Origin of the sequence: Tessaracoccus sp. MC1865 (assembly GCF_017815535.1) — a bacterium.
GTDB lineage: Bacteria > Actinomycetota > Actinomycetes > Propionibacteriales > Propionibacteriaceae > Arachnia.
Window position 1 is genome coordinate 106304 of sequence record NZ_CP072596.1, and the last position, 25301, is coordinate 131604.

A 25301-nucleotide genomic window follows, 5' to 3' on the forward strand; every position below is an offset into this window, starting at 1 on the left:
CAATATTCCGCGTCGGGGTGCGGGTCAAGGCAGAGTGAAGTCAAGGCAGAGTGAAGTTGTGCAGGAAGTCCGCTGCACAACTTCACTCTGCCTGAGCCTGGGCGTGGGCCGAATCTAGATCCAACGTCATCAGGGACCCCGAATCTAGATTCGGCGCGCGCAAGATCAGCGGCCGTGCGCCTCGATCACCTCGAGGATCGCCGGGCGCAGCTCTGCGGGCGTGATCACGCGGTCCACGGAGCCCACCTCGACGGCCCGGTGGATGGAGTGCACACCGTCGAACTCGGCCGCGATCTCGGAGATCTTCTCGGCCCGCACCGCGGCCCGGGCGTCTGCGAGTTCCAGCTGCAGCGGGGCCCGGTCCTGCGGCGCCGCCTCCTGCAGGCGGTTCTCGAGCTCCCGGACCCGGGCGTCGGCCGCCGTGCGCTTCGCGACGTCGCCCGCGAAGACGACCGCCGCGGCGGGTGCGCCGCCCAGCACCGAGGCGTAGGAGCCCTCGATCGCCAGCACGGTCATGTTCTCGTTGAGCTGCTTGGAGAACACGACGAACGCGCCGCCGTGGTAGCGCGAGATCACCACGAACACGATGGGGCCGTCGAAGTTGACGATGGCCCGGCCGATCTCCGCGCCGTACTCGAGCTGCAGGTTGCGCATCGACTCCGGCGAGCCGTCGAAGCCGGACAGGTTCGCCAGCACCACGAGCGGACGGTTGCCCGACGCGGCGTTGATGGCGCGGGCCGCCTTCTTCGACGAGCGCGGGAACAGCGTGCCGGCGGTGAAGGTGTCCGGGCCGTCGGTGGGCGGGAAGCCCGCGCGCGGCACCGGCTTGGACTCGATGCCCAGCACGCTCACCGAGTGGCCGCCGATGCGGGCGTCCATCACGACGGCGGTCTCGGCGTCGGCCATCCCGGCCCAGCGCTCGACCCGCGGGTGGTCCTGGTCGCACACGGCGGCGATGACCGAGCGGATGTCGAACGGCTTCTTCCTGTCCGGGTTGTGCTCGCGGGAGAAGATCTGGCCCACCGTCGCGAAATCGGAGCCGTCGCACTGGTGGGGGAAGTCCGAGATGTCGCGGCTGCCCGGGTCTGAGGTTTCGGCCCGACGCGGCCCCGTCTCGCCGGGGGCGACGTAGGTGTGGTCGTAGTGCGACATCAGGATGCCCATGGCGGCGCCCAGGTTCGGCGCCCAGTACTGGGCCTGGCCGTTGGGGCCCATCACGCGGTCGTAGCCGCCGATGCCGAAGTTATCCTCCGCGGAGACGCCGCCGGAGAAGTCCAGCGACTGCTTGCCGGTGAGCACCATCGCCGAATCCGGCGTCATGACGAGGATGCCCTTGGTGTGCATCAGCATGGTGGCCTCAGCGTTCCAGTACGGTTGGGCGCCCACGTTGATCCCGGCGACCACGACGTTGATCTCGCCGCCCGCCTGCGTGAACTCCACGATCCGGCGCAGCGCGGCGGCCACCCAGTCCATGTTCTCGGTGCCGGACTCCATGGAGATGCGGGCGCCGGAAGACAGCGTGAACCACTCGACGGGGACGCCCATCTCCTCGGCCAGGTTGATGGCGGCGATGATGCGTGCGCACTCGGGCTCGGCGACTGCGCCCAGACCCTTCGTCGGGTCGCCGGACAGCACGATGCGGGTCATGCCCTCCGGGTGCAGCGCGGTGAGGGTGGTGACGCGGGCGCAGATGATGCCGGCCTTGTTGCGGCCGGGCTCGCGGTCCACCTCTACCAGCCGACCGTCGGCATCCAGGTCCAGCTCGACGAGGGAGCCGCCCTCGCCGGCCAGGCTGGCCGACAGTTCGTACGGGTACACCAGCCCGCGACGGCGTGCGCGGAGCACCTTGCCCGCGTAGTCGTCGAGGGGCTTGAGCGGCTCGGACGGCGGTGCCGTCACCGAGGTCGTGACCCCGGAGCCGGGCTTGGCGTGAAAGCGGACGGCCAGGGGCTGCAGCTCCTCGGCGCCCTCACCGTCGCGGGTCAGGAAGCGGGCGTGGCAGAGCACCTCTTCGATGCCGGCGCCGTCGGACAGCGGGGTGATGCGGTCCTGCAGGGGCTTGATGTCGTTGACGGTGAGGTCGACGGGCGGCCACACGTAGACCCACACGTGGTTCATGTCGAGCTTCGACCCGGCCGAGCCCCGTGCGGAGCGGGTGCGGCGGATCGCCTCGAGGCAGTTGGAGACCGCCCGCTCGGCGTGCGGCAGGCCGATGAGCCGGCCGGCGTCGTCGCGAACCACGCCGAGCTGGCGCACCTGGGCGATGGCCACCAGGCGGCGGTCGTCCGGGTTGGACTTGGCCACCGCTTCGTAGAGCAGCACATCCGCAGGGGCGGGGAGCCGCGTCGTGTCGAACTCGCGGAGGCGCCGCAGGTCGAGGCGGCGGCCGGTCATGGGGTGGAGGGCGCGGACGTTGGTGTTCTCGCGGAGGGTGCGCACGCCGTCGATGTCGTCGAAGGTGAATGCGCGGTACTCGACGGTGCCGTCGGCCAGGCAGACGCCCACCGCCACACGCTGGGTGGCCGGATCCCAGGCCCAGGTGTTGAGGAGCTCGGCCAGCTCGACGCCGATGCCCTCTTCGTCGGGGGTCTCCGGCCAGGCGACGTAGAGCTCGGCCACAGCGTCGTAGCCTTCGGGGCGGGCCGCGAACTGCTCGTTGACCAGGCGCTCCAGGGCGCCGTCGGTCAGTTCGTCACGGGTGCCGACGGTGGTGACGAAGCGGCGGGGGCGCCCTTCGAGCAGGTAGTCGGCGATGACGACGGAGCGCCCGTCGACGGCGAAGCGGCGGATGTTGCTGAGGTCGTAGTCCGCGTAGTACTTCTGCAGCAGCACCTCCAGCATGGGTTCGTGGGCGGGCACGCCCTGCGCGAGCCTGGTGGCGAGGTAGTTCGCCGTCCACTCGTGCACGCCGGCGAGCTTGGCGACGCGCTCCTCGTAGTCGACGGCCTCAGGGTTGGCGACGAGCGCCTCCAGCTCGGCGCCGAAGCCGGCCAGGACGGAGGCCCGCTCAGCGTCGACCTGCGGTTGGTCGAACCAGCGGAACCTGACCGAGCGGGCCATGTCGCCGATGACGGGGAAGCGCAGCTGGGTGGCGCGCAGGAGGCGCTCGAGGTCGGCGCGGGCGGAGGCCGCCCTGTCGGCGTCGGGCGCGGGCTCGTCGATCCAGCGGTCGAGGATGCCCAACACGATGGAGACGTCGGCTGCCTGACGCTTCTGCGCCAGGAAGACGCGGAACACGGCCTGCTCCAGCGCGGGGAGGCGGTCCAGGGAGTCGACGCCGTAGTGGCTGAGCACGCGGCCGAGGCGGTTGATGAACTGGCCGGGGAGGCCGGCGCGCTCCGCGTCCAGGGTGGTGAGGTAGCGGTGGAAGTGCTCGCGGTCCGAGTGGACGCGCAGTTCCGTGTTGTCCTGTTCGCCGACGGAGCGGTTGCGTGACAGCTCGGCTAGGTCGGCGAACAGCGCGATGAGCTCGATCTCGCCGGGGAGGGTGTCGATGCCCTGCGCTCGGGCCTCGTCGCGGGCGGCCAGGTAGGCCTTGAGCGTCTTGGCGGCCGGGTCGACGTCGTAGCCCATGAGGACCGCCGAGAGTTCGGCGCGCAGCTGCGCCAGGCGGGTGGCCGCGTCGACCTCCTGAGGCTCAGGGAGGTCGACGCCGTTGGTCTCGTCGACGGCCACGCCGCCGTTGCCGTTGCCGAGGGGCTCCAGGCGAACCAGCGGCGCCATCGACTCCACCTGCGAGCCGGTCATCACGTGCAGTTCCTTCACCCGGGCCGCGAACGGGGCGGGGATGACGGTCTCCATCTTCATGGATTCGAGCACGACGACGGGAGCGCCGGCCTCGACCTCGCTGCCGACGGACACGGGGGTGGCGACCACCAGGGCCGGAGCGGGGGAGCGGAGCACGCCCCCCTCGTCGCGGGAGACGCGATGGGTGACGCCGTCGACCTCGATCAGGTGGACGGGGCCGTGCGTGGCCGTCACCAGGCGGAAGCGCTCGCCGTTGACGGTGATGCGGCCGTGCACCTCGTCGAGCTTCTCGACGGCGACATCCGCGGTGGTGCCGTCCACGGTCACGCGGTAGCGGCCGGGGCCGGTGGCGTAGGCGGTCACGGAATGGACCACGCCGCGCAGCTTCAGGTCGACGGTGAGGCCGGACTTGTGCTGAGTCTGGGGGCGGCCGCCGTGGGCGGTGCTCAGCAGTCGTTCGGTCTCGACGTGGACGTTGTCGTCGTAGCCCTCAATGGCCGCGGCCACCAGCGCGATACCGGCGTGCTCGTCGGCGACGAGCCCACCCTCGGCGCGCACCCGGTCGATCCACCCGGTGTCGGCCCACTCGACGGCGGCGGCGCGCCGGCCGGAGGCCTCGGCGCCCGTGACCTCGGGCTGGGCCAGGAGTTCCAGGATGAAGCTCTTGTTGGTGGCGCCACCCTCGATGACGACGGTGGTCTCCGCCATGGCGCGGCGCAGGCGGCCCAGCGCCTCGGTGCGGGTGCGGCCGAAGGCGATGATCTTGGCGATCATAGAGTCGAAGTCGGCGGGGATGGAGTCGCCCTCGGCGACGCCGGTGTCGACGCGGATACCGGGCCCGGCGGGGAGGTCCAGGCGGGTGATGAGGCCCGGCGACGGCGCGAAATCGCGGTCCGGGTCCTCGGCGTTGAGGCGGGCCTCGACGGCGTGGCCGAACTCGACGGGTTTACCCTCGAGCTTGTCGCCGGCGGCGATGCGGATCTGGGCCTTGACCAGATCGAAGTCGTTGGTCACCTCGGTGATGGGGTGCTCCACCTGGAGGCGGGTGTTGACCTCGAGGAACGCGAACTGCTGCTCGCCCGGGTGGTACAGGAACTCGACGGTGCCGGCGCCCTTGTACCCCACCGCGAGCGCGAGGCGTTCGGCGGAGGCCTTGATCTCGTCGTTCTGTTCGGGCGTCAGCAACGGCGAGGCGGACTCCTCGATGACCTTCTGGTTGCGGCGCTGCACCGTGCAGTCGCGCACGCCCACTGCCCAGGCGGTGTCGCCGTCGGAGATGAGCTGCACCTCGACGTGGCGGGCGCCGGTGACGAGCTTCTCGAGGAAGACGACGCCGGAGCCGAAGGCGCGCTGCGCCTCGTCGCGGGTGCGCTGGTAGGCGTCGGCGAGGTCCGCGGCGGAGTCGACGCGACGGATGCCGCGACCGCCACCGCCTGCGGTCGCCTTGAGCATGAGGGGGTAGCCGACGGCGTCGGCGGCGGCCAGGGCGTCATCGAGGGTGTCGACCCCGCCGCGCGACCAGGGCGCCACGGGGACGCCGACCTCTTCGGCGATCAACTTCGAGCCGATCTTGTCGCCGAGCTTGCGCATGGCGTCGCCCGAGGGTCCGATGAACGTGATGCCCAGCGACTCCACGAGGTCCGCGAAGGCGGGGTCCTCGGCGACGAAGCCCCAGCCCACCCACACCGCGTCGGCGCGGGCCTCGGTCAACACGCGGCCGAGCAGGTCGTGGTTCAGATAGGGGCGCTCCGACGCGGGCCCGAGCGGGTAGGCCTCGTCGGCCTCGCGGGCGAACATCGCTGAGCGCTCCGCGTCGGTGTAGAGCGCGACGGTGACGATGGGCTCCCGGTCCGGATGTTCCGCATTGAGATCGCGCACTGCGTGGATGAGCCGCATGGCGGCCTCTCCACGGTTGACGATGGCGATGCGTCGAAACATTCGAACCTCCTGGCACGACAACAGCCCCCGGTTGGGGGTTGGCGACAATCTGTCAGGTCAGGGGCTCGTTTGGAAAACGACACGACCGTGTTGTCAGGGGATTTTCGGGCGCTCCACGCGTAAACCAAACCTGGGCGCCCAACTTTGTTCGAACCCGACAGCGGCTCCGGATGGGCATGGGGTATGGAGGGGCCTCGTCAGCCCTCGGGGTTGATGGACTCGTCGTTGCCCGCTGTTCGGCCGCAGCGGTGCCGGAGTCCTGCGGATCGCGCACCCGCCAGATGTCACGGTGCGGAGCCGGCCGTGGACGTAGGCTCCCGATATGGCTACGTGCTTCGTCGGGGTCTCCGGTTGGCGCTACAAGGGGTGGCGCGGCGACTTCTACCCCGTGGGTCTCAAGCAGCGGGACGAACTCCGCTATGTCGCCGAGCGGATGAACTCGGCTGAGATCAACGGTTCGTTCTACTCGCTGCAGCGGCCCAGTTCGTACGCCGCCTGGGCGGCGGAGACGCCGCCGGGGTTCACGTTCGCAGTCAAGGGCGGCCGCTACCTCACCCACATGCTGCAACTGCGTGGCGTCGAGACCGCGCTGGCCAACTTCTTCGCCTCGGGCGTGTTGGCGCTGGGCCGGCGGCTCGGCCCCGTGCTGTGGCAGTTGCCGCCCCGGATGTCGTTCGACCGCGAGAAGATCGGGCAGTTCCTGTCCCTGCTGCCGCGCACCCACGGGGAGATCGCCGAGCTGTCCGCCGGGCACGACGACAAGGTCGCGCCCGATCGGGTCCTTCTGGAGGTGTCGGAGGACGTCGACCCGTCATCACCCGTCCGCCACGCAGTGGAGCCGCGACACGACAGCTTCAACTCCCCGGAGGCGCACGCCCTGATGGCGGAGCACCGGGTGGCCATGGTGATCGCCGACAGCGCCGGTACCTGGCCCACCATGCGCGATGCCACCGGCGACTTCCGCTACGTCCGGCTTCACGGCGAGCAGGAGCTGTACGCCAGCGCGTACCCTGATGGGTCGCTGGACCGCTGGGCGCGGCAGTGCCGCGAATGGATGGGCGCGGGGCTGGACGCGTACGTCTACTTCGACAACGACGCCCGCGGACACGCTCCCCACGACGCCGTGCGACTGCTGAGCAGGCTCACACCCTGAACGACCGGGGGACTTTGTCCAAAGTTTCGCCAATAAAGACCCACTCGTGCCCTAGGGTTCCCACATCATGGCCGCGCGGTCATCCGCATCCCCAGATGAAACCCAGGTGGTGGGCACAGTGAGCCTCGTCAACAACAACCCCGATCTACAGCCGTCGAAAGCTGAGCTGGTCATCTCCAAAGGATGGGTCCAGGGCATAGCCTTGGTCTTCGTCTTCGGCTTCTTCGTGATGGGCTTCCTCGCCTACCGCACCTACACCGACGGCATGCCCCTCCCGCAACAGGTGGTGAGCGAGTCAGGGGAGGTGGTGTTCACCGAAGAGGAGATCACCTCCGGGCAACAGATCTTTCTCCGCCGTGGGCTCCAGCAGTACGGCTCCATCATGGGCCACGGCGCGTACCTCGGCCCTGACTACACGGCCGAGTACCTGCGCCTGGCCACGGAGCACGTCACCGAACAACTGCGTGACGGCGGCGTGCAGGATCCTGCGGCGGCCACCGTCGAGCATATGCGGGAGAACCGCTACGACGAGAGCACCGGCGTGCTGGTCTTCACTCCCGAGCAGATCAGCGCGTTCGAGATGCTCAAGCAGCACTACGCAGACTTCTTCGGCACCGATTCCACCAAGTACGGCTTGATCCCCTCGGCGATCACGGATCCGGACCAGATCCACGATCTCACCGCCTTCTTCGGCTGGACTGCCTGGGCCAGCTCGGCTGAGCGCCCCGGGCACGACTACTCCTACTCGAACAACTGGCCGCCCGAGCCCCGCGTCGACAACCGTCCGACGGCGGACATCCTCGTCTGGTCGGCCATGTCGCTGATCGCCCTGCTCGCAGGCCTCGGCGCGTTGTTCGCCCTGTACGGCAGGTGGAGCAAGAAGATCGGCTGGCAGTCGAGCGAGACCCCCACCCTGTCGTTCCTGCAGCCCGGCAAGGTGGGCATCACGAAGGCCCAGAAGGCCACCGGTTGGTTCTTCTTCGTCGTCTCACTGCTCTTCCTGGCGCAGGCGACACTCGGCGCCGCCGTCGAGCACTACCGCGCGGAGATCGACAGCTTCTTCGGCATCGACCTGGCCCGCATCCTCCCGTTCAACCTCGCCCGCACCTGGCACCTGCAGTTGTCGCTGCTGTGGACGGCCGCAGCCTTCCTGGCCGCCGCCATCTTCCTGGCACCGATCATCTCCGGCCGCGAACCGAAGCGCCAGCACTGGCTGGCCTACGGCCTCCTCGGCGCGCTCACCGTGGTGGTGCTCGGCATGCTGGGCGGCACGGCGATCAGCACGTTCGGCCCTGAATGGGCACAGGGCTCGATCTTCTTCGACCAGCAGTGGGAGTACCTGGACCTGCCGAGGTTCTGGCAGATCCTCCTGGTGATCGGCCTCTTCATCTGGATCATCATCATCTACCGCGCCATCCGCTCGCGGCTGCGCTCCGAGTCGAAGTTCAACATGCCGTGGCTGTTCTTCTACTCGGGCCTGGCCATCCCGGCCTTCTACGCCGTCGGGCTCCTCGCCACGAACGGCACGCACCTCACCGTCGCCGAGTTCTGGCGCTTCTGGGTGGTGCACCTGTGGGTGGAGGACTTCCTGGAGCTGTTCACCACCGTGATGGTCGCCTACATCTTCGTGATGCTGGGCGTGGTGCGGCGCAAGATCGCCATCCAGATCATCTTCCTCGACGTCATCCTGTACTCGGTGGGTGGCGTGATCGGCACCATGCACCACCTGTACTTCTCGGGCACCCCCGTCGAGCACATGGCGCTGGGCGCGTTCTTCTCCGCCCTCGAGGTCATTCCCCTGACGTTCCTGACGGTGGAGGCATGGGCCTTCCTGCAGTTGGGTTCGAAGCAGGAGTCGCGCAGCAGCGCGCCCTTCCCGCACCGGTGGGCCGTCATGTTCCTGGTGGCCGTGGGCTTCTGGAACTTCGTGGGCGCCGGCGTGTTCGGCTTCCTGATCAACCTGCCGATTGTGTCGTACTACCAGATCGGTACCGCGCTCACGGCCAACCATGCGCACGGCTCGATGATGGGCGTCTACGGCATGCTCGCCGTCGGCATGGCGCTCTTCGCGCTGCGCTACATCGTCAAGCCGGAGAAGTGGTCGGACCTGATGGCGAAGATCTCGTTCTGGTGCCTCAACATCGGCCTGGCCTGGATGGTGTTCGCGACGCTGCTGCCGCTGGGCGTGCTGCAGCTGTGGCACTCGGTCAACGAGGGCTACTACGAGGCCCGCACGCTGGGCTACATCGCCGAGCCCGGCAACGTCATCCTCGAATGGCTGCGCATGCCCGGTGACGTGGTGTTCCTCGTCGGCGGCATCCTGCCGTTCGTGTGGCTCGCCTGGTGCGGGATCCGCCACGCGATCCCCGCCACGGTTACCGTCATGGAGCCCGAGACGCTCTTCGTCATCGAGCACGATGAGGCCAAGGAGGACCGCACCGGCCTGCCGGTTCAGGCGGGCATCGCCGCCGACGAGCTGCCGCCCAGCCGCAGTCGCTACGCCTCGGACAGGCGGGTTCCTCCCGAGAATGAGGACCTTTCATGATCGACATCGAGATCGCCGCCTGGCTGGGCGCGGGCTACGGGCTGGTGCTCCTGCTGGTCGCCTACGGCATCGACTCGTTCGCCAGGCGGGCACAGAGCCGCACGCAGGACGACCGCAACGGCGGTTTCGTCTACCACAAGAGTCACGACGCGTGGCTCTGCCCGGAGGACCAGTGGCTGTACCCGCGGTCCTTCGACCCGGACAACCGGGTGATGCGGTACCGGGGCAGCCCGCTCGTCTGTAACTCGTGCCCCGTCAAGGACAGCTGCACCGAATCCGACGACGGACGCGAGATGCGCCGGTCGGTGGACCCGTGGCCCTCGTCGGAATCCGCGCGCTTCCACCGCGGCATCGCCTGCTCGGTGACGGTGCTGGCTGTCGTGTGGCCGGCCGTGACGGCGTTGGTGGTGGAGAACTGGACCAGCCAGGTGCTGGCCCTCGTCGCCGCAGTGTTGATCGCCGCGGGATCGGTGCCGCTCTGGCTCTTCCTGCGCCACACCCCGGCAGATCCCCTGGGCGCGGTCGTCAGGACTGCGGATCAGACCAGGCAGGACCGCGAGGCTGCGGCCGCAGCCCTGGCCCGCCAACGCAGCAGCTATGCATCAGACAGGAGAGCTGACCATGCCAACTGAGGTCGTTCTGGCAATTCTCGCGTTCCTCCTTGTGGTCGCGTTCCTCGTCTCCTCCTTCCGGATCGTCCGGGAGTACGAACGGGTGGTGGCGTTCCGCATCGGCCGGCTGCGCGGCGCCCTCGGCCCCGGCCTGGTGTTCCGCCTGCCGTTCCTCGACAAGCTGGTCCGCGTGGACCTTCGGACGGTCACCCTGACCATTCCTCCGCAGGAGGTCATCACCAGGGACAACGTCACCGCCCGCGTCAACGCCGTGGTGATGTTCCGGGTGACAGATCCGGTGCTGTCGGTGATGTCCGTGGAGAACCACGCCGTCGCCACCTCGCAGTTCGCGCAGACGACGCTGCGCTCAGTCGTCGGCCGGGCGGAACTCGACACACTGCTCGCCCACCGGGCAGACCTCAACGAGGACCTGGCCCACTCGATCGCCACGCAGACGAAGGAGTGGGGCGTCGAGGCGTCGGTTGTGGAGATCAAGGACGTGGAGATCCCGGAGATGATGCAGCGGGCGATGGCCCGGGAGGCCGAGGCCGAGCGCGAACGTCGCGCCAAGGTGATCAGCGCCCGGGGCGAACTCCAGGCGTCGGTGGAACTGCGCGACGCCGCCCTCACGCTCAGCGAGGCACCCGCTTCCCTCCAACTTCGTTACCTGCAGACCCTGCTGGAACTCGGCGCGGACCAGAACTCCACCGTCGTCTTCCCGCTCCCGATGGACATCGTCGGCCCGCTCGTGCAGGCCGTGAAGAAATTCAACGGCGACGACGAGGCCGCCCCGCCGCCCCACAAGCCGGGCCTGGCCGTCGTCGACCGCCCCTTGGAAGGATGATCCCGATGACAGATCTCGATCCCGTCGTGACCGGGCGGCCCGTCCGCCTGGTGCCCACCGCGCCCGGCTTCTGGATGCTCACGCTCGGCGTGTGCATCGCCGCCCTGGCCCCGCTGCTCGGCTTCCTGCTCGGCGTCATGCGCCAGCGCCCGCAGGAGGAAGTGCTTTTCAGCCCGCTCTACATCGGCCTGTTCGCCGGCGTACTCGTGGGCGGAGCAGGGGTGGTCCTGGCCGTCCTGGGCGGCATCCGCCTGTGGCGCCACCTGCGTCACACTCGGAACCTCGAGGACGAAGCCGCAGAAGCGGTAGCGTGAGCGCCGTGAGCATCCTCGACGACGCGGCTCAGGCGACATCGTCGCCCCCCGCAACCCGGTTCCGTTCGAACGCCGCGCCGGACCGGTTCATGCGCCGTCTCCTCGGCGTGACCGAAGCCGACACCGCCTCGGGCGCCGGAGCGCACGCGGCGTTCCGCGTGTCCGTGATGTTCTCCGGGGTGCGCTGCCTGATCACCTACCTGCTGATCCCGGTGCTCGTGCCGGTGCTCAGCCTGGCGGGCTGGGTGGCGGCCCCCATCGGCATCGCCCTGTGCGTCTACGCGGTGGTCAACGGAATCGTGAGCATGAAGAGGTTCTGGCGCTCCGACCATCGCCAGCGCTGGATGTACACCGGCTTCATGGCGGTGGTGTTCGTGGTGCTGGGCGTGGCACTTGTATCTGATCTCAGCCGATTGGGAGGCATGTCGTGAGCACCGAGAACCGGGAACAGTTCGACGTCGAGAAGTACCAGGCCGAACACAAGCAGCCCAGCGAGGCGGAGAGCGCCATCCTGACCGTCCTGCTGTTCGTCTCCATGGTGGTCTTCGCCGTGGGCTGCACGATGTTCGGCTGGTTCAGCTGACCGCAGTCTCAGCGGCTGATGGCCAACACGTGCTGCGTCACCATCACGGCGGCCCCCGCCACGGCGGCGTCGCGTCCGGTGCCGGCGGGCAGGATCTGCAGGTCACCGGTCGCCAGCGGTAGGGAGCGGGTGTAGACCCTTTCCCGTACCCCGGCCAGCAGGTGGTCCCCGGCGCGGCTGAGTACGCCGCCGAGCACGATGACCGACGGGTTGAGCAGGCTCACGCAGGCGGCGAGGGTGTCGCCGATCATGCGGCCGGCCTCCCGCAGTTCCGCCGCAGCCAGCATGTTGCCACCCTCAGCGAGTTTGAAGACATCCAGCGGGGTCTCGGCGTTGAGTCCCTGTGCGCGTAGGCGCGCCGCGATCGCCGGTCCGCTGGCGACGGCCTCCAGGCACCCGGTGTTGCCGCATCGGCACAGCACCCCGTCGCCCGAGGGCGTGAACACGTGGCCGAGGTCTCCGGCGGCGCCCTTGGCCCCGCGATGGAGACGGCCGCCCATGATGATGCCGCCACCGATGCCGGTGGCCACCTTGACGAACAGCAGATGCTCCACATTGCGATGCACCAGAATGTGCTCGCCCAAGGCCATGAGATTGACGTCGTTGTCGACCAGCACCGGCACGGGTAGTCCGCGCCTGATGCGGGCCGGGATGTCGAAGCCGTCCCACCCCAGCATGATGGGTGGCCGCACAGGGCGGCCCGTCGAGTGTTCGACCGGTCCGGGGACGCCGATCCCCACACCGATCAGATCGTCACCTCGGCCACTGCGTTCGATCAGCGCCGTGCCCTGCTCGAGAACCCAGGACAGGACCTCTTCCGGCCCTTGAGCGATGTTGATCTGCTCGTGCACCTTCTCGATGGGCCGGCCCGCAAGATCTGTCAGGGCAAGGGTCGCGTGGCTGGCGCCGAGGTCTGCCGCGAGCACGACGCGGGCCGCTGGGTTGAAGCGGAACTGCACCGGCGGCCGGCCCCCGGTGGATGCCGCCTCACCCTCCGGCGAGAGCAGACCTGCGTGGAGGAGCGAGTCGATCTGTGCGCCCACAGCGGAGCGGGCCAACCCTGTCTCGGAGATGAGTTGGCCACGGGTGCGGACTCCGCCGTCGAGCATCAACATGAGGACCTCGGCCGCCTCCTGCGCGTTGGCGGAGAGCAGGTCAAGGGCATCCGACAGCGCCGGGAGACCATTCCTGGTGCTCCCGACAAACCGGTTCTGTGATGCCTTGACGGTCATATCCAAAGTCAACCACACGCGGACTTTAAATCAAGCCCGGGTAGTAAGTTCCGTCAAACGAATGACGCTTTGCACGCTAAAGACAAAACTTATGCTTGACACAAAACAAAAGGGGTTGCAGAGTTGCGTTATGACAGCTCAGAGCCGAGCCGCCGATTCCCCCATCCTGGAGATGAGGGGCGTGGTCAAGCGGTTCCCCGGTGTGCTCGCCCTTGGGGGCGTTGACCTCGATGTGCGTGCCGGCGAGGTGCACTGCCTCTTGGGCCAGAACGGAGCCGGAAAGTCCACGCTGATCAAGGTCCTCGCGGGAGTCCATCAGCCTGAGGAGGGCGAGATCATCTGGAACGGTGAGGCGGTCCGTTTCGCCCACCCCCAGGCGGCGATGGACGTCGGCGTGGCCACCATGTATCAGGAACTGGATCTGGTCCCGGGATTGAGCGTCGCCGAGAACATCATGCTCGGTCACGAGTTGAGCTCTTTCGGTCTCTCCAAACGACGCGCCACCCGTGAGCGGGCGGCCAAGCTGCTGGGCCAGCTGGGCCACAGCGACATCTCTCCCACCATCGAGGTGGGGCGCCTGTCCGCTGCGGGTCAGCAGATCGTCAGCATGGCCCGGGCGCTCTCCCGGGATGTGAAAGTCATGGTCATGGACGAGCCGTCCGCGGTCCTCGACTCCGAGGAGGTGGAGCAACTCTTCCAAGTGGTGCGGGAACTCACGACGGCTGGGGTCGCCGTCATCTACATCTCCCACCGGCTCGAGGAGATCCGCCAGATCGGGGACCGGGTCACCATCCTCAAGGACGGCAAGACCGTCGCCACGGGGCTGGACGCCAAGTCCACCCCCAAGACCGAGCTCATCAGGCTGATGACCGGGCGCTCGATGGAGTACGTCTTCCCAACCCGTGAGGCCCCGGACCGTGCCGCCGACCCGTTGCTCACCGTCGAGTCACTGAGTCGCGACGGAGAGTTCAGCAATGTCAGCTTCGAGGTGCATCCCGGGGAGATCGTGGGCATCGCCGGGCTGGTCGGTGCCGGTCGCTCAGAGATTCTGGAGACGATCTTCGGCGCCCGCCGCGCCGACTCCGGCACGGTGCGTGTCGAGGGACGCAAGCTGGCCAATGGTTCCGTCCCGGCCGCCGTGACCGCCGGCATCGGGCTCTGCCCTGAGGAACGCAAGAGCCAGGCTCTGATTCTGAGCCACTCCGTCGCCAACAACGTGTCGCTGGCCAGTTTCGCCGACTTCGCCACCGTCGGCTTCATCAACCGTGGTGCTGAGCTGGCGGATTCCCAGGCTCACGTCGACTCGCTCGATCTGCGCCCGCGCACCATCGCCCGCGAGATGCGCACCCTCAGCGGCGGCAACCAGCAGAAGGTCGTGCTGGCGCGCTGGTTGCAGCGCGGTAGCCGTGTGCTCCTGCTCGATGAACCGACGCGGGGCGTCGACGTCGGCGCCCGCTCCGAGATCTACGGACTCATCCAGCAGATCAGCGACGAGAAGCGCGCAGTCGTCGTGGTCTCCAGTGAGATCCCCGAAGTGCTCGGGCTCTCGGACCGGGTTCTCGTGGTGGCCGATGGCGTGGTCGTCCATGACGGACCCGCAGCGGAACTCGATGAGCACAAGGTCCTCGACATCATCCTGAAGGGAGAAGCAGCGTGAGCACAGCTGCGAACGAACCCATTGCCACGGCTGGCGCGACTGCCAAGACGAAATCCGGCCTCCGCGGATTTCTAGGTACTGCGTTCGGGCTCAATCTCGGGCTGATCATTGCCCTGCTGCTCCTGGCAATCGTGGGCTTCGCCACGGGCGGCGAACGCTTCCTGAGTATCGACAACATCCTGACGATCCTGCGTCTGGGGTCGGTCATCGGTGTGGTGAGCGTCGGCATGACGTTTGTGATCTCCGGCGGGGGCATCGACCTGTCGGTGGGCGCGATCGTGGCGCTCAGCACGGTGTGGGCGACCACGCTGGCGACGCAGACGATGGCTGCTGACATCCATTGGATCGTGATGGTCTTCACCGCCGTCGCCGTCGGTGCCGGCTGCGGTGCCATCAACGGGGTGCTCATCGCGTTCGGCCGAGTGGCACCGTTCATCGCCACGCTCGCCATGCTCGCCGCGGCGCGGGGCATGGCCGAGATCATCGCCCAGCGCAAGACGCAGATCGTGCAGGACCGCGACTTCATCGATTTCTTCGGCGGCAACGTGGTCGGCATCCCGGTGCTGGTGATCATCTTCGCGCTGGTGGCGGTCATCGGCTGGATCCTGCTCAACCGCACGACCTTCGGCCGGCGCACGCTGGCCGTCGGCGGCAACGCGGAGGCCGCGCGTCTGGCCGGTATCCGGATCAACTGGCACACCGCCCTGCTCTACGTCCTGCTCGGCGTGGCCTGCGGGATCGCGGCCGTCATGTTGATGGCCCGCACCACCACCGGTACCTCGACGCACGGGCAGCTCTACGAACTCGACGCCATCGCCGCCGTCGTCATCGGCGGCACGCTGCTCACCGGTGGACGCGGCACGATCGTCGGCACCGTCCTGGGCGTCCTGATCTTCACCACCCTCACCAACGTGTTCACCCTCAACAACCTCGACACCTCAACGCAGGCGGTTGCGAAGGGCGCCATCATCATCGTCGCCGTCCTGCTGCAGCAGAGGGTCGCCGAACGGCACAGCTCAAGCGGGTGATGCTCCTGCGCTCTCGACCCAGTCCGATCCGCCGCCTCACCGACGAACATGCACCTCTTCAACGACGAACAAGGAGTAACCATGACCATCCGCAAGCGCACGTCCCTGATGGCCGCCGTCGGCGGCCTCGCCCTGATCCTGGCCGGTTGCACGAGCAACAGCCCCGAGGTCACCCAGGAACCCGCTGCCACCGAGGCGGGCACGGACACCACCGGTACCGACACCGCCACGGAGACCACCACGGACGAGGGCACGGGCAGCGAGGGCACCCCCGCGGCCGGTGGCAACGAGGAGATCGGCGAAACCGTCGTCATCGGCTTCAGCGGACCTGCCGCTGATCACGGGTGGCTCGCAGCCATCAACTCGTCGGCCCAGGAGGCCGCGGCGAAGTACTCCGACATCGACCTCCGCGTCGCTGAGGGCACCAACGACCCCAGCCTCCAGATCTCCCACATTGAGACGTTCATCAACGACGACGTCGACGTCATCGTGTTGCTCCCGACCGACGGCGCGGCCCTCACCGAGGCGGCAATCAAGGCGATGCAGGCCGGGATTCCGGTGGTCAACGTGGACCGTGAGTTCTCCAGCCCGTTTGCGGCACGCACCACGATCCTGGGCGACAACTACGGCATGGGCGTCTCCGCAGGCACCTACGCCTGTGATCTGGTCGAGGAGAAGGGCCTCTCCGATCCGGTCATCGCCGAGATCGCCGGCATCGACTCCCTGCCACTCACCCAGGATCGCTCCAGCGGTTTCGCGGACGCGCTCAAGGACTGCGGGCAGACGGTCGACAATCGCGTAGCCGCCGAGTTCACCGTCGAATCCGGTGAGCGCGTGACCTCCAACCTGCTGCAGGCTGCGCCGCAGATCGACATCATCTGGAACCACGACGACGACCAGGGCGTCGGCGTCATGGCCGCCCTCGACAACGCCGGCCGCAACGAGATGGCGCTCATCGGTGGCGCGGGTTCCGCCAATGCGATGCGCTGGATCCAGGAAGGCAAGATGGAGGCCACCGTCCTCTACCCGCCGACGCAGGCTGCTGATGGCATCAAGCTGGCCCGTCTCCTGGCGCAGGGTAAGGGCATGAGCGACCTCGTCCAGGTCGAGGTACCCACCCGCATCGTCCTCAACGCCCCGGTGGTCAACGCCGACAACGTTGAGGAATACATGGAACTCGGCTTTGAGTCCTGACCGGTAGCGCGCCGCGGCCCCCGGGTCGCGGCGCACCCCGGCCATTTCCCATCGCAGGAGGACACCATGACCACCCACCCCACCGCCGTCCCCGAGCTGGGTGTCGGCATGATCGGCTACGCCTTCATGGGCAAGGCCCACTCCCAGGGCTGGCGCAACGCCCGCTCGTTCTTCTCTCCGCCGGCGCTGCCACGGTTGGCGGTCATCGCCGGGCGCCATCCCGACGCGTTGAGCGACGTCGCCCGACGCTTCGGTTGGGAGTCCACCGAAACTGACTGGCGCGCCGTCATCGAGCGGGACGACGTCGACATCGTCGACATCTGCACGCCCGGAGACACGCACGCAGAGATCGCGATCGCCGCCCTGGAGGCGGGCAAACACGTGCTCTGCGAGAAGCCACTCGCCAACACTGTCGCCGAGGCGGAGGCGATGGTCGCCGCTGCGGATAGAGCGGCGGCATCGGGGGTGAAGGCGATGGTCGGGTTCACCTACCGCCGGGTTCCGGCCATCGCCCACGCCCGCGAGATCGTCGCTTCGGGACGGCTCGGCACGCTGCACCACGTACGTGCCCAGTACCTGCAGGACTGGCTGGCCGACCCGTCGGCTCCGCTCAGCTGGCGCCTGCAGAAGGAACGCGCCGGCTCGGGCGCGCTGGGCGACATCGGCGCGCACATCGTCGACCTCGTGCAGTTCATCACCGGGGACCGGCTCACCGGCGTCAGCGCTCTGCTCGAGACCTTCGTCCATCAGCGCCCCGTGAGCCTGGACTCGCATGGGCTCAGCGCGACCGGCTCAGGCACTGAGATGGGAGAGGTCACGGTCGACGACGCCGCGGTCTTCCTCTCCCGCCTGGAGGGCGGCGCGCTGGCCACCTTCGAGGCAACACGTTTCGCGACAGGCCGGAAGAACTCCATCCGGATCGAGCTGAACGGCTCCGACGGGTCACTGGCCTTCGACTTCGAAGACCTCAACGTGCTTCACGTGCTCGACGGCCGGGGTGCGGACTCCGGCTTCACCCGCGTGGTGGTGACCGAACCGGAGCACCCCTACCTCTCGGGCTGGTGGCCGCCGGGCCACATGCTCGGCTACGAACACGGCTTCACGCACCAGGCCGTGGATTTCCTCAGCGCTATCGCCGAAGACCACCAACCGCATCCGAATTTCCGCGACGGTCTCGGCATCCAGCGCGTGCTGGACGCCGTCGCCCAGAGCGCCACGCAGAGTGCCGTTTGGACGCCGATCAATCTGGAAAGGAGGACCTGACCATCAGCGCGAGCCGCTCGCGATCCACTCACCACTCGTCACAAAGACCCATCAACGTCTCTTGGAAAGGAGACCTTCGTGTCCACCTACGACGATGTAGCACCAGATCGACTCGAACTCGGCCGCAGACTCGGCCTGTCCCGCCGCCAGCTCTTCGCGGCCTCCACCGGGATCGCGGCAGCCGCGGCCTTCCCGCTCCAGGCTGCCGCCAATCCCGGCACTTCCAACGCCCAGTTGGTCCCCGGTCCGCGCCGCGGCATCATCCTCTACACGGTCCGCGACGCCATCTCCCGTGACCCCGCCTCCACACCCTTCGCCTCCGGTTTCCGCTCGGTATTCGAAGCGCTGGCCGAGATGGGTTACCGGCAAGTGGAGTTCGCCGGCTACAACCAGCATGCCAACGCCGAAGGTGGTCGCTCTCTGGGAACCCCAGAAGGCGCCCGGCTGCTCCGCAGTTGGCTCGACGACAACGGGCTGGTCGGCCAGGGCAGCCATGGCAGCGTCCCGGGCGCCATCTCGGACTCCAGCCTGGCGTCGTTCGATGCCGCCTGTGAGGTGGCCAACATCCTCGGGATGAAGCACGTCGGCACCGGTTCGGATCCGACGGGCAGTAACTACAAGGCGGACTGGGACCTGGCCGTCGACCGGTGGAACTTCCTCGGGGAGCGGGCCTGGAACAAACACGGCCTGAAGCTGTACACGCACAACCACGACGCCGCCTACAACTTCCTGCTGGACAGCGGACCGGAAGATGCGCTCGGAAGGCCAACCCGTTCGTCGGGCATCCGAAAGCTCGAGTACTTCATCGCCCGGACCGAGCCGAAGTACGTCCACTTCGAACTGGACATCTACTGGGGCATGGTCGCCCAGTACAAGCACCAGATGTTCACGGCACCCGACGGGGAGCAGGTCGAATCGATCTTCGATCCGTTGGCGGTCGTACAGGCACAGACATCGCGGTTCCCGCTATTCCACGCCAAGGACGGCCGGATCAACACCAGCGTGTCCAACGGCTATGAAATGGTCCCCTTCGGAACCGGTGACATCGATTTCGCCACGTTCTTCAAGAACATGGGCGCCCGCGGCAACCACCACCCCATGTATGAGCAGGACAACGCACCCGGCGGTGCGGCCAATCCCGGCCAGTCGCTGGAGTTCGCTGCTCTGAGCTACCAGAACATGGCTAACCTGCGCGGCTAGCCACCCTGGACACGTGAAAAACCGGCCCCCCGGAACGAGAGGTAGAGCCCGATTCCGCGGGCTCTGCCTCTCCGGGGGGACGGCCACGCTCCCTAATGACACAAGGACGTGTCCCAGAACCATATCTTCAGGAGGTCTTCCAGATGTCTCGTCCGATCACCCTTTTCACGGGCCAGTGGGCCGATCTGCCGTTCGAGGAGGTGTGCAAGCTGGCTGGCGACTGGGGCTACGACGGCCTCGAGATCGCTACTTGGGGCGACCATTTCGAGGTTGACAAGGCGTTGAATGATGATGGTTACATCCAGTCGCGCCGCGAGATCTTGGAGAAGAACGGCCTCAAGGTTTTCGCGATCTCCAACCATCTCGTCGGGCAGGCTGTCTGTGACGACCCCATCGACCACCGCCATCGCGACATCATCCCCACCGACATCTGGGGCGACGGTGACCCCGAGGGAGTCCGCCGGCGCGCGGCCGAACGGATGAAGGACACCGCCCGGGCCGCCGCCAAGCTTGGCGTCAAGATCGTCACCGGCTTCGCCGGCTCGCCCATCTGGAAGTACATCGCCATGTTCCCGCCCGTCGGGGATGATGTCATCCGGGCCGGCTACCAGGAGTTCGCCGATCGCTGGCACCCCATCCTCGATGTCTTCGACGAGGTGGGCGTGCGGTTCGCGCACGAGACGCATCCCAGCGAAATTGCGTTCGACTACTGGAGCACCAAGGCCACCCTGGAGGCGATCGGGCATCGCGAGGCGTTCGGGATCAACTGGGATCCGAGTCACATGGTGTGGCAGCAGATCGACCCCGTCGGCTTCATCCTCGACTTCCACGAGCGGATCTACCACGTGCACTGCAAGGACACCAAGGTGCGCCTGACCGGCGGGCGCAACGGCCGCCTGTCGTCGCTGCTGCCGTGGGCAGACCCCCGCCGCGGCTGGGACTTCATCTCCGTGGGTCACGGCGACGTGCCGTGGGAGGACGCCATCCGCGCGCTCAACTCCATCGGGTACGACGGTCCGCTGTCGGTCGAATGGGAGGACGCGGGCATGGACCGACTCATCGGCGCGCCCGATGCCCTTGAGTTCGTCCGCAAGCTCAACTTCAGCGCGCCGGAGGCCGCCTTTGATGCAGCGTTCTCATCTGGGAACTGACAGCTGTGGACACACCACTCAACAGCGACCCCCGCTGGACGTTCCCTCTGCGTCCGTCGGGCGGCTCGTTGTCGGACTGGTCGCCCGCCGAGATCGCTGACGTGGTCCATGCGCTCGCCGAGCGCGGCGCCACGTCCGTGGTCCTCAGCGACGACGACCTGGTTGGGCCGGACGGCGAACCGGCGGACGACGCCCTCATCACCGTGGTGCCGGCGCTACGGGCTGCTGGCGTGCGCGTGGCATTGGCGTGGCCTGATGTGACCACCCACCCGGTCTTCGCGGACGGGGCTCTGTGCGCCGCCGGGAAGGGCGTGCGACGGTTCGCTCTGGCCAAGGTGTTGCGCTTTGTCGACCTCGCCGCTGCGCTCGGCGCGGAGACCTTCGTCCTCCACGAGAGCCGCGGCTCCGGTTGGGGGCGTGACCCGTTCGCGGACGCCCAGCGACTACGGGAGGCCGTGGACGCGGTCACCCAGTACATCTACGAACAGGGCTTCGAGTTGCGGGTGGCGGTGGTGACCGGACCGGGGTCGCTCCTGCTGACTGCGGTGGAAGGGCTCGGGTTCCGAGCAGAACTCAACCAGCCCGAGGCGGTGGGCATCGTGTCCTCGGGTGCGGACCTGACGGGGACGGCTTGGGCCTGGGGGAGTACGGCGCTCACGGGTGTCGACCTGGGCCGCATGAACGGGGATCCGCTCCATCAGTTCAGGATGATCGACCTGCTCGAACGCGGTTCTCTGGCCGGGCAGATGCCCTTCGCTGGACACCTGGTGTTCCGGTTCCCAGCACCCGCCCAGATCAGCCCGGAACAGTACGTGGCATTGGCCTCTGGAGCGGCCGCTCGGTACGGGGGGCTCGCCCAGCGGGTGGCCCAGTGGCACCGTGAGCCCGCCGTGGAAGAGGCCCTGTCCAGTGCGGAGCTGACGGTGAGCCTCGACCCCACTTTCCATCCCGGCGAGACACCGGCCCAGTTGACCCATGCGACCGACACCGGCCAGCCCGAGGCCTGTTCGTCAACTGCGCAACGGCTACGGCAGCTCACGTTGCTGCAGGCTCTGGGCGTGGAGGGAAAGGTCAGCGCACGGTGAGCGACCGCGCGCGCTGCGCGACCCGCCCGTCGCCGAGTTCGCCCTGCCTGGCCGGTCTGCCGCGGTAGGCCTCGATGAGGGCCGCCACCACCCGGGGGTCGGAGTCGATCTGGCTCACGCCCACCTGGAGTTGGGTCTTGTCGGTGGGGATGAGCAAACGGGCGCCCTTGATCTCCGGCGCGCCGGTGAGCTGGGCCCACGGCACGCGGGTCTCCTTCCCCATGCTCGCGACGGTGGTCACATGGCTGGGTGAGAGCACCAGACCGGGCGGGTTCCGGTACGCGAACCAGCCGTCGGCGATGCCCCACCCGACGATCAGCGCCAGCATGACGGCGAAGCTCATACCGCCGTCGTCCGTGAGGTAGCCGGTCAGGCGCAGGGTGATGTCGACGAGCACCACGATGCCGGCGAGGCCGGTCAGCAGCAGCGGAATGAGCCGCGACGACGGCGCCGGGCCGATCCGCGTCACGCCGTCGCCCAGCGAGAGGCGCAGGGTGCCCGAGCGACCGCGCCGGTTGAGGTACTGGGAGATGAGGATCGCCGAGAGCGCCAGGGTGATGGCCAGCGACGAGGTGACCAGCCAGGGCATCTCGTAGACGATGGCCAGCACCAGCGCCACGACCGCGAAGATCGGGAACAGGACGGTGCCCACCAACGCGGAACCGGGGAAGAGCGGCTCCTTCGGCGCATCGACTTCGATGACGGTGCGGGTCTCGTCCATGAGGTCCTCCGGGGTTGTGACTCCCTGCATCCTAGGGCCGCGCAGCGCGGGGGCAGACACAGGGCCGGTCCGCAGCGCGCTGGGGGACGCGCCGGGACAGGCCTGATCAGGAAGCGATGCGGGCTCAGTCGTCGTCGTGGTCGTCGTCGTGGTCGTCGTCGTCCCAGTCGTGGTCGTCGTCGTCCCGGTCGTCGTCGTGGTCGTCGTCCCGGTCGTCGTCCCAGTCATCGTCGTGGTCGTCGTCCCGGTCATCGTCGTCCCGGTCATCGTCGTCCCAGTCATCGTCGTCGTTGTAGACCGGGGTGGAGGTGGTCTTCTTGACGGTGGCGGCCTTCGTCTTTGCGGGGGCGGCGACGGACGTCTTGGCCGGGGCGGGGGCCATGCCCGGAGCCGGGGTGAGCGAACTGTCGACGGTGGACGACAGGCCCTGCTCGTCGTCGCAGGTGAAATTGTTGTCGAGGTCGTCGCACTGGTCTGTGCCGGTGATCACGATGGTCTCGGTGGCGGTTGGGGCCGGCGTGGGCTGTGGCGTGGTGGGGTCCGCGTCTGGGCTGGCGCTCACCGTCGGGGCCGCCACGATGATGGGCTCCATGTGGGGAGTGGGCGAGACTGCCGGCGAGCTGACGGCCGGCGCGGGTGTGGGGGATGCGGCGGAGGCCAGCAGCCCACCGCCGACTGCGGCGACACCGAACGCGGCCGCCGCGAGCCAGGTGGTGGAGGTTTTGAGAGCCATCTGAATACTCCTTCGAAGTGGTTGTTGAGACCATCACACCGGTCGCAGATGAGGGGAACCACGCGGGAATCGTGAGAGGTTTCTCATGGGTGAGGGGCTTCGTCACGAGGGCACGCCGGTCGCCACCGTGTGAGCGCCCGGTCCGCGCTCAGGGCAGGATAGGGACATGATCTCCCAGCAACCCGACCTCGTCGCCAAGGTGACGCTGCGGGCGCGCTTGATCACCACGATGGTGCTGCTCGCGGGGCTGGCGCTGCTGACGTCCGGCGCCATCGTCGCGGTGCTGCAGCACCGCGCCATCCACAGCGGTGTCGACGACCAACTGACGCGCACGCGCGACGAACTCCGCGTGCTCGCAACGGAGGGCATCGACCCCGCCACCGGCCAGTCCTTCGCCGGGCCGTCGGAGCTGCTGCACACCTTCCTGGCCCGAACCGTGATCGGCGAGGCCGAGGGGGAGTTGGCCGTCGTGGACGGCCAGGTGCGCTGGGTCGCTTCGACGGACGTTCCGCTGCGCCCCGAGAACGACGAGGAACTCGTCGGCCACCTGATGCCCATGGCCGCCGGCAACCAGATCCGCATCGACACCGTCCGCACCCCGGATGGGAACTACCGGGTGCTCGTGGCGCCCGTGCAGTACCCCGGGTCGACGGGTGCGCTGGTGCACGTCTACGACCTGGACCTCGTCGAGGCGGAACTGCGCCGCACGATGACGCTGTACGCCGTGGTCGCCGTCGGCACCGTGCTGCTGTTGGTGCTCGTCGCCTGGATCTCCGTGGGCAGGCTGCTGCGGCCCATCGAGGAACTACGCAAGGCCGCCGAGTCGATCGACGAGCGCGACCTCACGTCACGCGTGCCGGTGCGCGGCCGCGACGACCTCACCGCCCTGTCCAGCACCATCAACCGGATGCTCGACCGCGTCCAGCGCTCCGTCGAGGGCCAGCGCCAGCTGCTCGACGACGTGGGCCACGAACTCCGCACGCCCATCACCGTGGTGCGCGGCCACATGGAACTCGTCGACCCCGACGACCCCGTCGACGTGCGGGAGACGCGGGACCTCGTCATCGACGAGGCCGACCGGATGGGCGTGCTCGTCAACGACATGCTGATGCTGGCGAAGGCCACGGAGTCAGACTTCGTGCAGCCCCGCTGGTTCGACGTGGCGACACTGACGGACCAGGTGCTGGAGAAGGCACGGGCGCTGGGGGACCGCGCGTGGCGGCTCGAGCGCATCGCCTCGGCCGAGGCGTTCCTCGACCCGGGCCGCATGACGCAGGCCTGGCTGCAACTGGCCGCCAACGCCGTCAAATACTCCGACGCGGGCTCGGCCATCACGCTGGGTTCGGCGCTCGAGCGCGGTGAGGTGCTGCTGTGGGTCCGCGACGAGGGCATCGGCATCGAGCCCGATCAGCTGGACGTGGTCCGGCAGCGCTTCGGTCGCAGCCGCGTGGGGGCTGCCCACGCGCAGGGCGCGGGGCTGGGGCTCAGTATCGTCGAGTCGATCATGGCCGCGCACGGTGGCCGCCTGGACATTGAATCGACGGTGGGCGTCGGCTCCCGGTTCACCCTCGTGCTGCCGCTCGGTCCGGTGGAACCCGCCGAACTCGAACCGACCATCAAGATGGAGAGCTTATGAGCACGATCCTGATCATCGAGGACGAGACCCGCATCGCCGGATTCATCGCCAAGGGGCTGAAGGCGGCGGGCTTCACCTCCCACACCACCGCGTCGGGGTCCGAGGGCGCCACGCTGGCGGTGCACGGCAATTTCGACCTGGTGATCCTCGACGTCGGCCTGCCGGACATCGACGGCTTCGAGGTGCTCGAGCAGATCCGCGGGCAGGGGGTCGCCGTGCCGGTGATCATGCTGACGGCCCGGTCCTCCGTCGCGGATCGCGTGGCCGGGCTCGAGGGCGGCGCGGACGACTACATGCCCAAGCCCTTCTCGTTCGAGGAACTGTTGGCGCGGATCCGGCTGCGGTTGCGCACCGAGTCGCCCCAGCCGGCCGGGCAGAGCGTGACGCAGTTGTCGCACAACGGCCTGGTGCTGGATTTCCGGACGCGCAAGGCCCAGGTGGACGGCGAGTGGGTGGACCTGTCCGCCCGCGAATTCACGTTGGCGGAGACGTTCCTGCGCAACCCTGGGCAGGTGCTGAGCCGCGAGCAGCTGCTGAGCAATGTGTGGGGCTTCGACTTCGACCCGGGCAGCAACGTCGTCGACGTTTACGTCCGATACCTGCGGGGCAAGCTGGGCAAGGACCGCTTCGAGACGGTCCGCGGGATGGGCTACCGGCTGGCGTGAC

At 68.1% G+C, this 25301-nt stretch carries 19 protein-coding genes and 1 pseudogene; 16 read left to right on the forward strand and 4 right to left on the reverse strand.

What is annotated here, in order from left to right; genetic code table 11:
- Positions 1 to 165: 165 nt before the first annotated feature.
- Positions 166 to 5685: a carboxyl transferase domain-containing protein gene (locus tag J7D54_RS00400; RefSeq protein WP_182763022.1), complete on the reverse strand. Its 5520-nt coding sequence runs from the start codon at positions 5683 to 5685 to the stop codon at positions 166 to 168.
- A 322-nt stretch (positions 5686 to 6007) separates the two neighbouring features.
- Between J7D54_RS00400 and J7D54_RS00405 the strand changes: the two genes are divergently transcribed.
- The 7 genes and pseudogenes from J7D54_RS00405 to J7D54_RS00435 all read left to right on the forward strand — a co-directional run bounded on the left by J7D54_RS00405 (position 6008) and on the right by J7D54_RS00435 (position 11735).
- Positions 6008 to 6838: a DUF72 domain-containing protein gene (locus J7D54_RS00405; RefSeq protein WP_182763021.1), complete on the forward strand. Its 831-nt coding sequence runs from the start codon at positions 6008 to 6010 to the stop codon at positions 6836 to 6838.
- Between the two features lie 229 nt (positions 6839 to 7067).
- Positions 7068 to 9251: pseudogene (locus J7D54_RS00410) on the forward strand (nitric-oxide reductase large subunit); the annotation flags it as partial.
- Positions 9252 to 9379: 128 nt separating this feature from the next.
- The gene (locus tag J7D54_RS00415) at positions 9380 to 10015 is read left to right on the forward strand and encodes a hypothetical protein (protein ID WP_182763019.1); all 636 of its coding nucleotides are present in this window, start codon (positions 9380 to 9382) and stop codon (positions 10013 to 10015) included.
- Positions 10005 to 10838, forward strand: coding sequence for an SPFH domain-containing protein (locus J7D54_RS00420; RefSeq protein ID WP_182763018.1), 834 nt, complete (start codon positions 10005 to 10007; stop codon positions 10836 to 10838). The genes J7D54_RS00415 and J7D54_RS00420 overlap by 11 nt, the downstream gene beginning before the upstream one ends.
- Before the next feature lie 5 nt (positions 10839 to 10843).
- Entirely contained in the window at positions 10844 to 11152 is a 309-nt protein-coding gene (locus tag J7D54_RS00425) for a hypothetical protein (protein WP_182763017.1), read from the forward strand.
- Between the two features lie 5 nt (positions 11153 to 11157).
- On the forward strand, positions 11158 to 11583 hold the full coding sequence (locus tag J7D54_RS00430; RefSeq protein WP_209455162.1) for an HIG1 domain-containing protein: 426 nt from the start codon (positions 11158 to 11160) through the stop codon (positions 11581 to 11583).
- Positions 11580 to 11735, forward strand: a complete 156-nt coding sequence (locus tag J7D54_RS00435) for a hypothetical protein (protein WP_182763016.1) — start codon at positions 11580 to 11582, stop codon at positions 11733 to 11735. The genes J7D54_RS00430 and J7D54_RS00435 overlap by 4 nt, the downstream gene beginning before the upstream one ends.
- Before the next feature lie 8 nt (positions 11736 to 11743).
- Here J7D54_RS00435 and J7D54_RS00440 read toward each other — a convergent pair whose 3' ends face one another.
- Entirely contained in the window at positions 11744 to 12967 is a 1224-nt protein-coding gene (locus J7D54_RS00440; protein ID WP_182763015.1) for an ROK family protein, read from the reverse strand.
- A 130-nt stretch (positions 12968 to 13097) separates the two neighbouring features.
- Here J7D54_RS00440 and J7D54_RS00445 point away from each other — a divergent pair, with 130 nt between their 5' ends.
- The 7 genes from J7D54_RS00445 (at position 13098) to J7D54_RS00475 (ending at position 21545) form a co-directional block, all read left to right on the forward strand.
- Positions 13098 to 14624, forward strand: a complete 1527-nt coding sequence (locus J7D54_RS00445) for a sugar ABC transporter ATP-binding protein (RefSeq protein WP_209455163.1) — start codon at positions 13098 to 13100, stop codon at positions 14622 to 14624.
- A complete protein-coding gene (locus J7D54_RS00450) occupies positions 14621 to 15652 on the forward strand; it encodes an ABC transporter permease (RefSeq protein WP_182763014.1) in 1032 nt (343 codons plus the stop codon). Before J7D54_RS00445 ends, J7D54_RS00450 begins: the two co-directional genes overlap by 4 nt.
- An 81-nt stretch (positions 15653 to 15733) precedes the next feature.
- On the forward strand, positions 15734 to 16846 hold the full coding sequence (locus J7D54_RS00455) for a substrate-binding domain-containing protein (protein ID WP_182763013.1): 1113 nt from the start codon (positions 15734 to 15736) through the stop codon (positions 16844 to 16846).
- A gap of 66 nt (positions 16847 to 16912) precedes the next feature.
- Positions 16913 to 18109 (forward strand): Gfo/Idh/MocA family protein, encoded by a 1197-nt coding sequence (locus tag J7D54_RS00460; protein ID WP_182763012.1) that lies wholly within the window; start codon positions 16913 to 16915, stop codon positions 18107 to 18109.
- A gap of 78 nt (positions 18110 to 18187) precedes the next feature.
- On the forward strand, positions 18188 to 19309 hold the full coding sequence (locus J7D54_RS00465; RefSeq protein WP_209455164.1) for a sugar phosphate isomerase/epimerase: 1122 nt from the start codon (positions 18188 to 18190) through the stop codon (positions 19307 to 19309).
- Positions 19310 to 19452: 143 nt separating this feature from the next.
- Positions 19453 to 20460 (forward strand): sugar phosphate isomerase/epimerase, encoded by a 1008-nt coding sequence (locus J7D54_RS00470; RefSeq protein WP_182763011.1) that lies wholly within the window; start codon positions 19453 to 19455, stop codon positions 20458 to 20460.
- 5 nt (positions 20461 to 20465) lie between these two features.
- Positions 20466 to 21545 carry a sugar phosphate isomerase/epimerase gene (locus J7D54_RS00475; RefSeq protein WP_182763010.1) on the forward strand — a complete coding sequence of 360 codons (1080 nt, stop codon included), beginning with the start codon at positions 20466 to 20468 and terminating at the stop codon, positions 21543 to 21545.
- On the opposite strand, the gene J7D54_RS00480 is transcribed toward J7D54_RS00475, so the two are convergent.
- On the reverse strand, positions 21532 to 22266 hold the full coding sequence (locus tag J7D54_RS00480; RefSeq protein WP_182763009.1) for a hypothetical protein: 735 nt from the start codon (positions 22264 to 22266) through the stop codon (positions 21532 to 21534). The two genes, J7D54_RS00475 and J7D54_RS00480, sit on opposite strands and share 14 nt — an antisense overlap.
- A gap of 124 nt (positions 22267 to 22390) precedes the next feature.
- Positions 22391 to 22999, reverse strand: a complete 609-nt coding sequence (locus tag J7D54_RS00485) for a hypothetical protein (protein WP_182763008.1) — start codon at positions 22997 to 22999, stop codon at positions 22391 to 22393.
- Positions 23000 to 23165: 166 nt separating this feature from the next.
- Between J7D54_RS00485 and J7D54_RS00490 the strand changes: the two genes are divergently transcribed.
- Positions 23166 to 24635: a cell wall metabolism sensor histidine kinase WalK gene (locus J7D54_RS00490; RefSeq protein WP_182763007.1), complete on the forward strand. Its 1470-nt coding sequence runs from the start codon at positions 23166 to 23168 to the stop codon at positions 24633 to 24635.
- Positions 24632 to 25300, forward strand: coding sequence for a response regulator transcription factor (locus J7D54_RS00495; protein ID WP_182763006.1), 669 nt, complete (start codon positions 24632 to 24634; stop codon positions 25298 to 25300). The genes J7D54_RS00490 and J7D54_RS00495 overlap by 4 nt, the downstream gene beginning before the upstream one ends.
- The last annotated feature ends 1 nt before the right edge of the window (position 25301 follow it).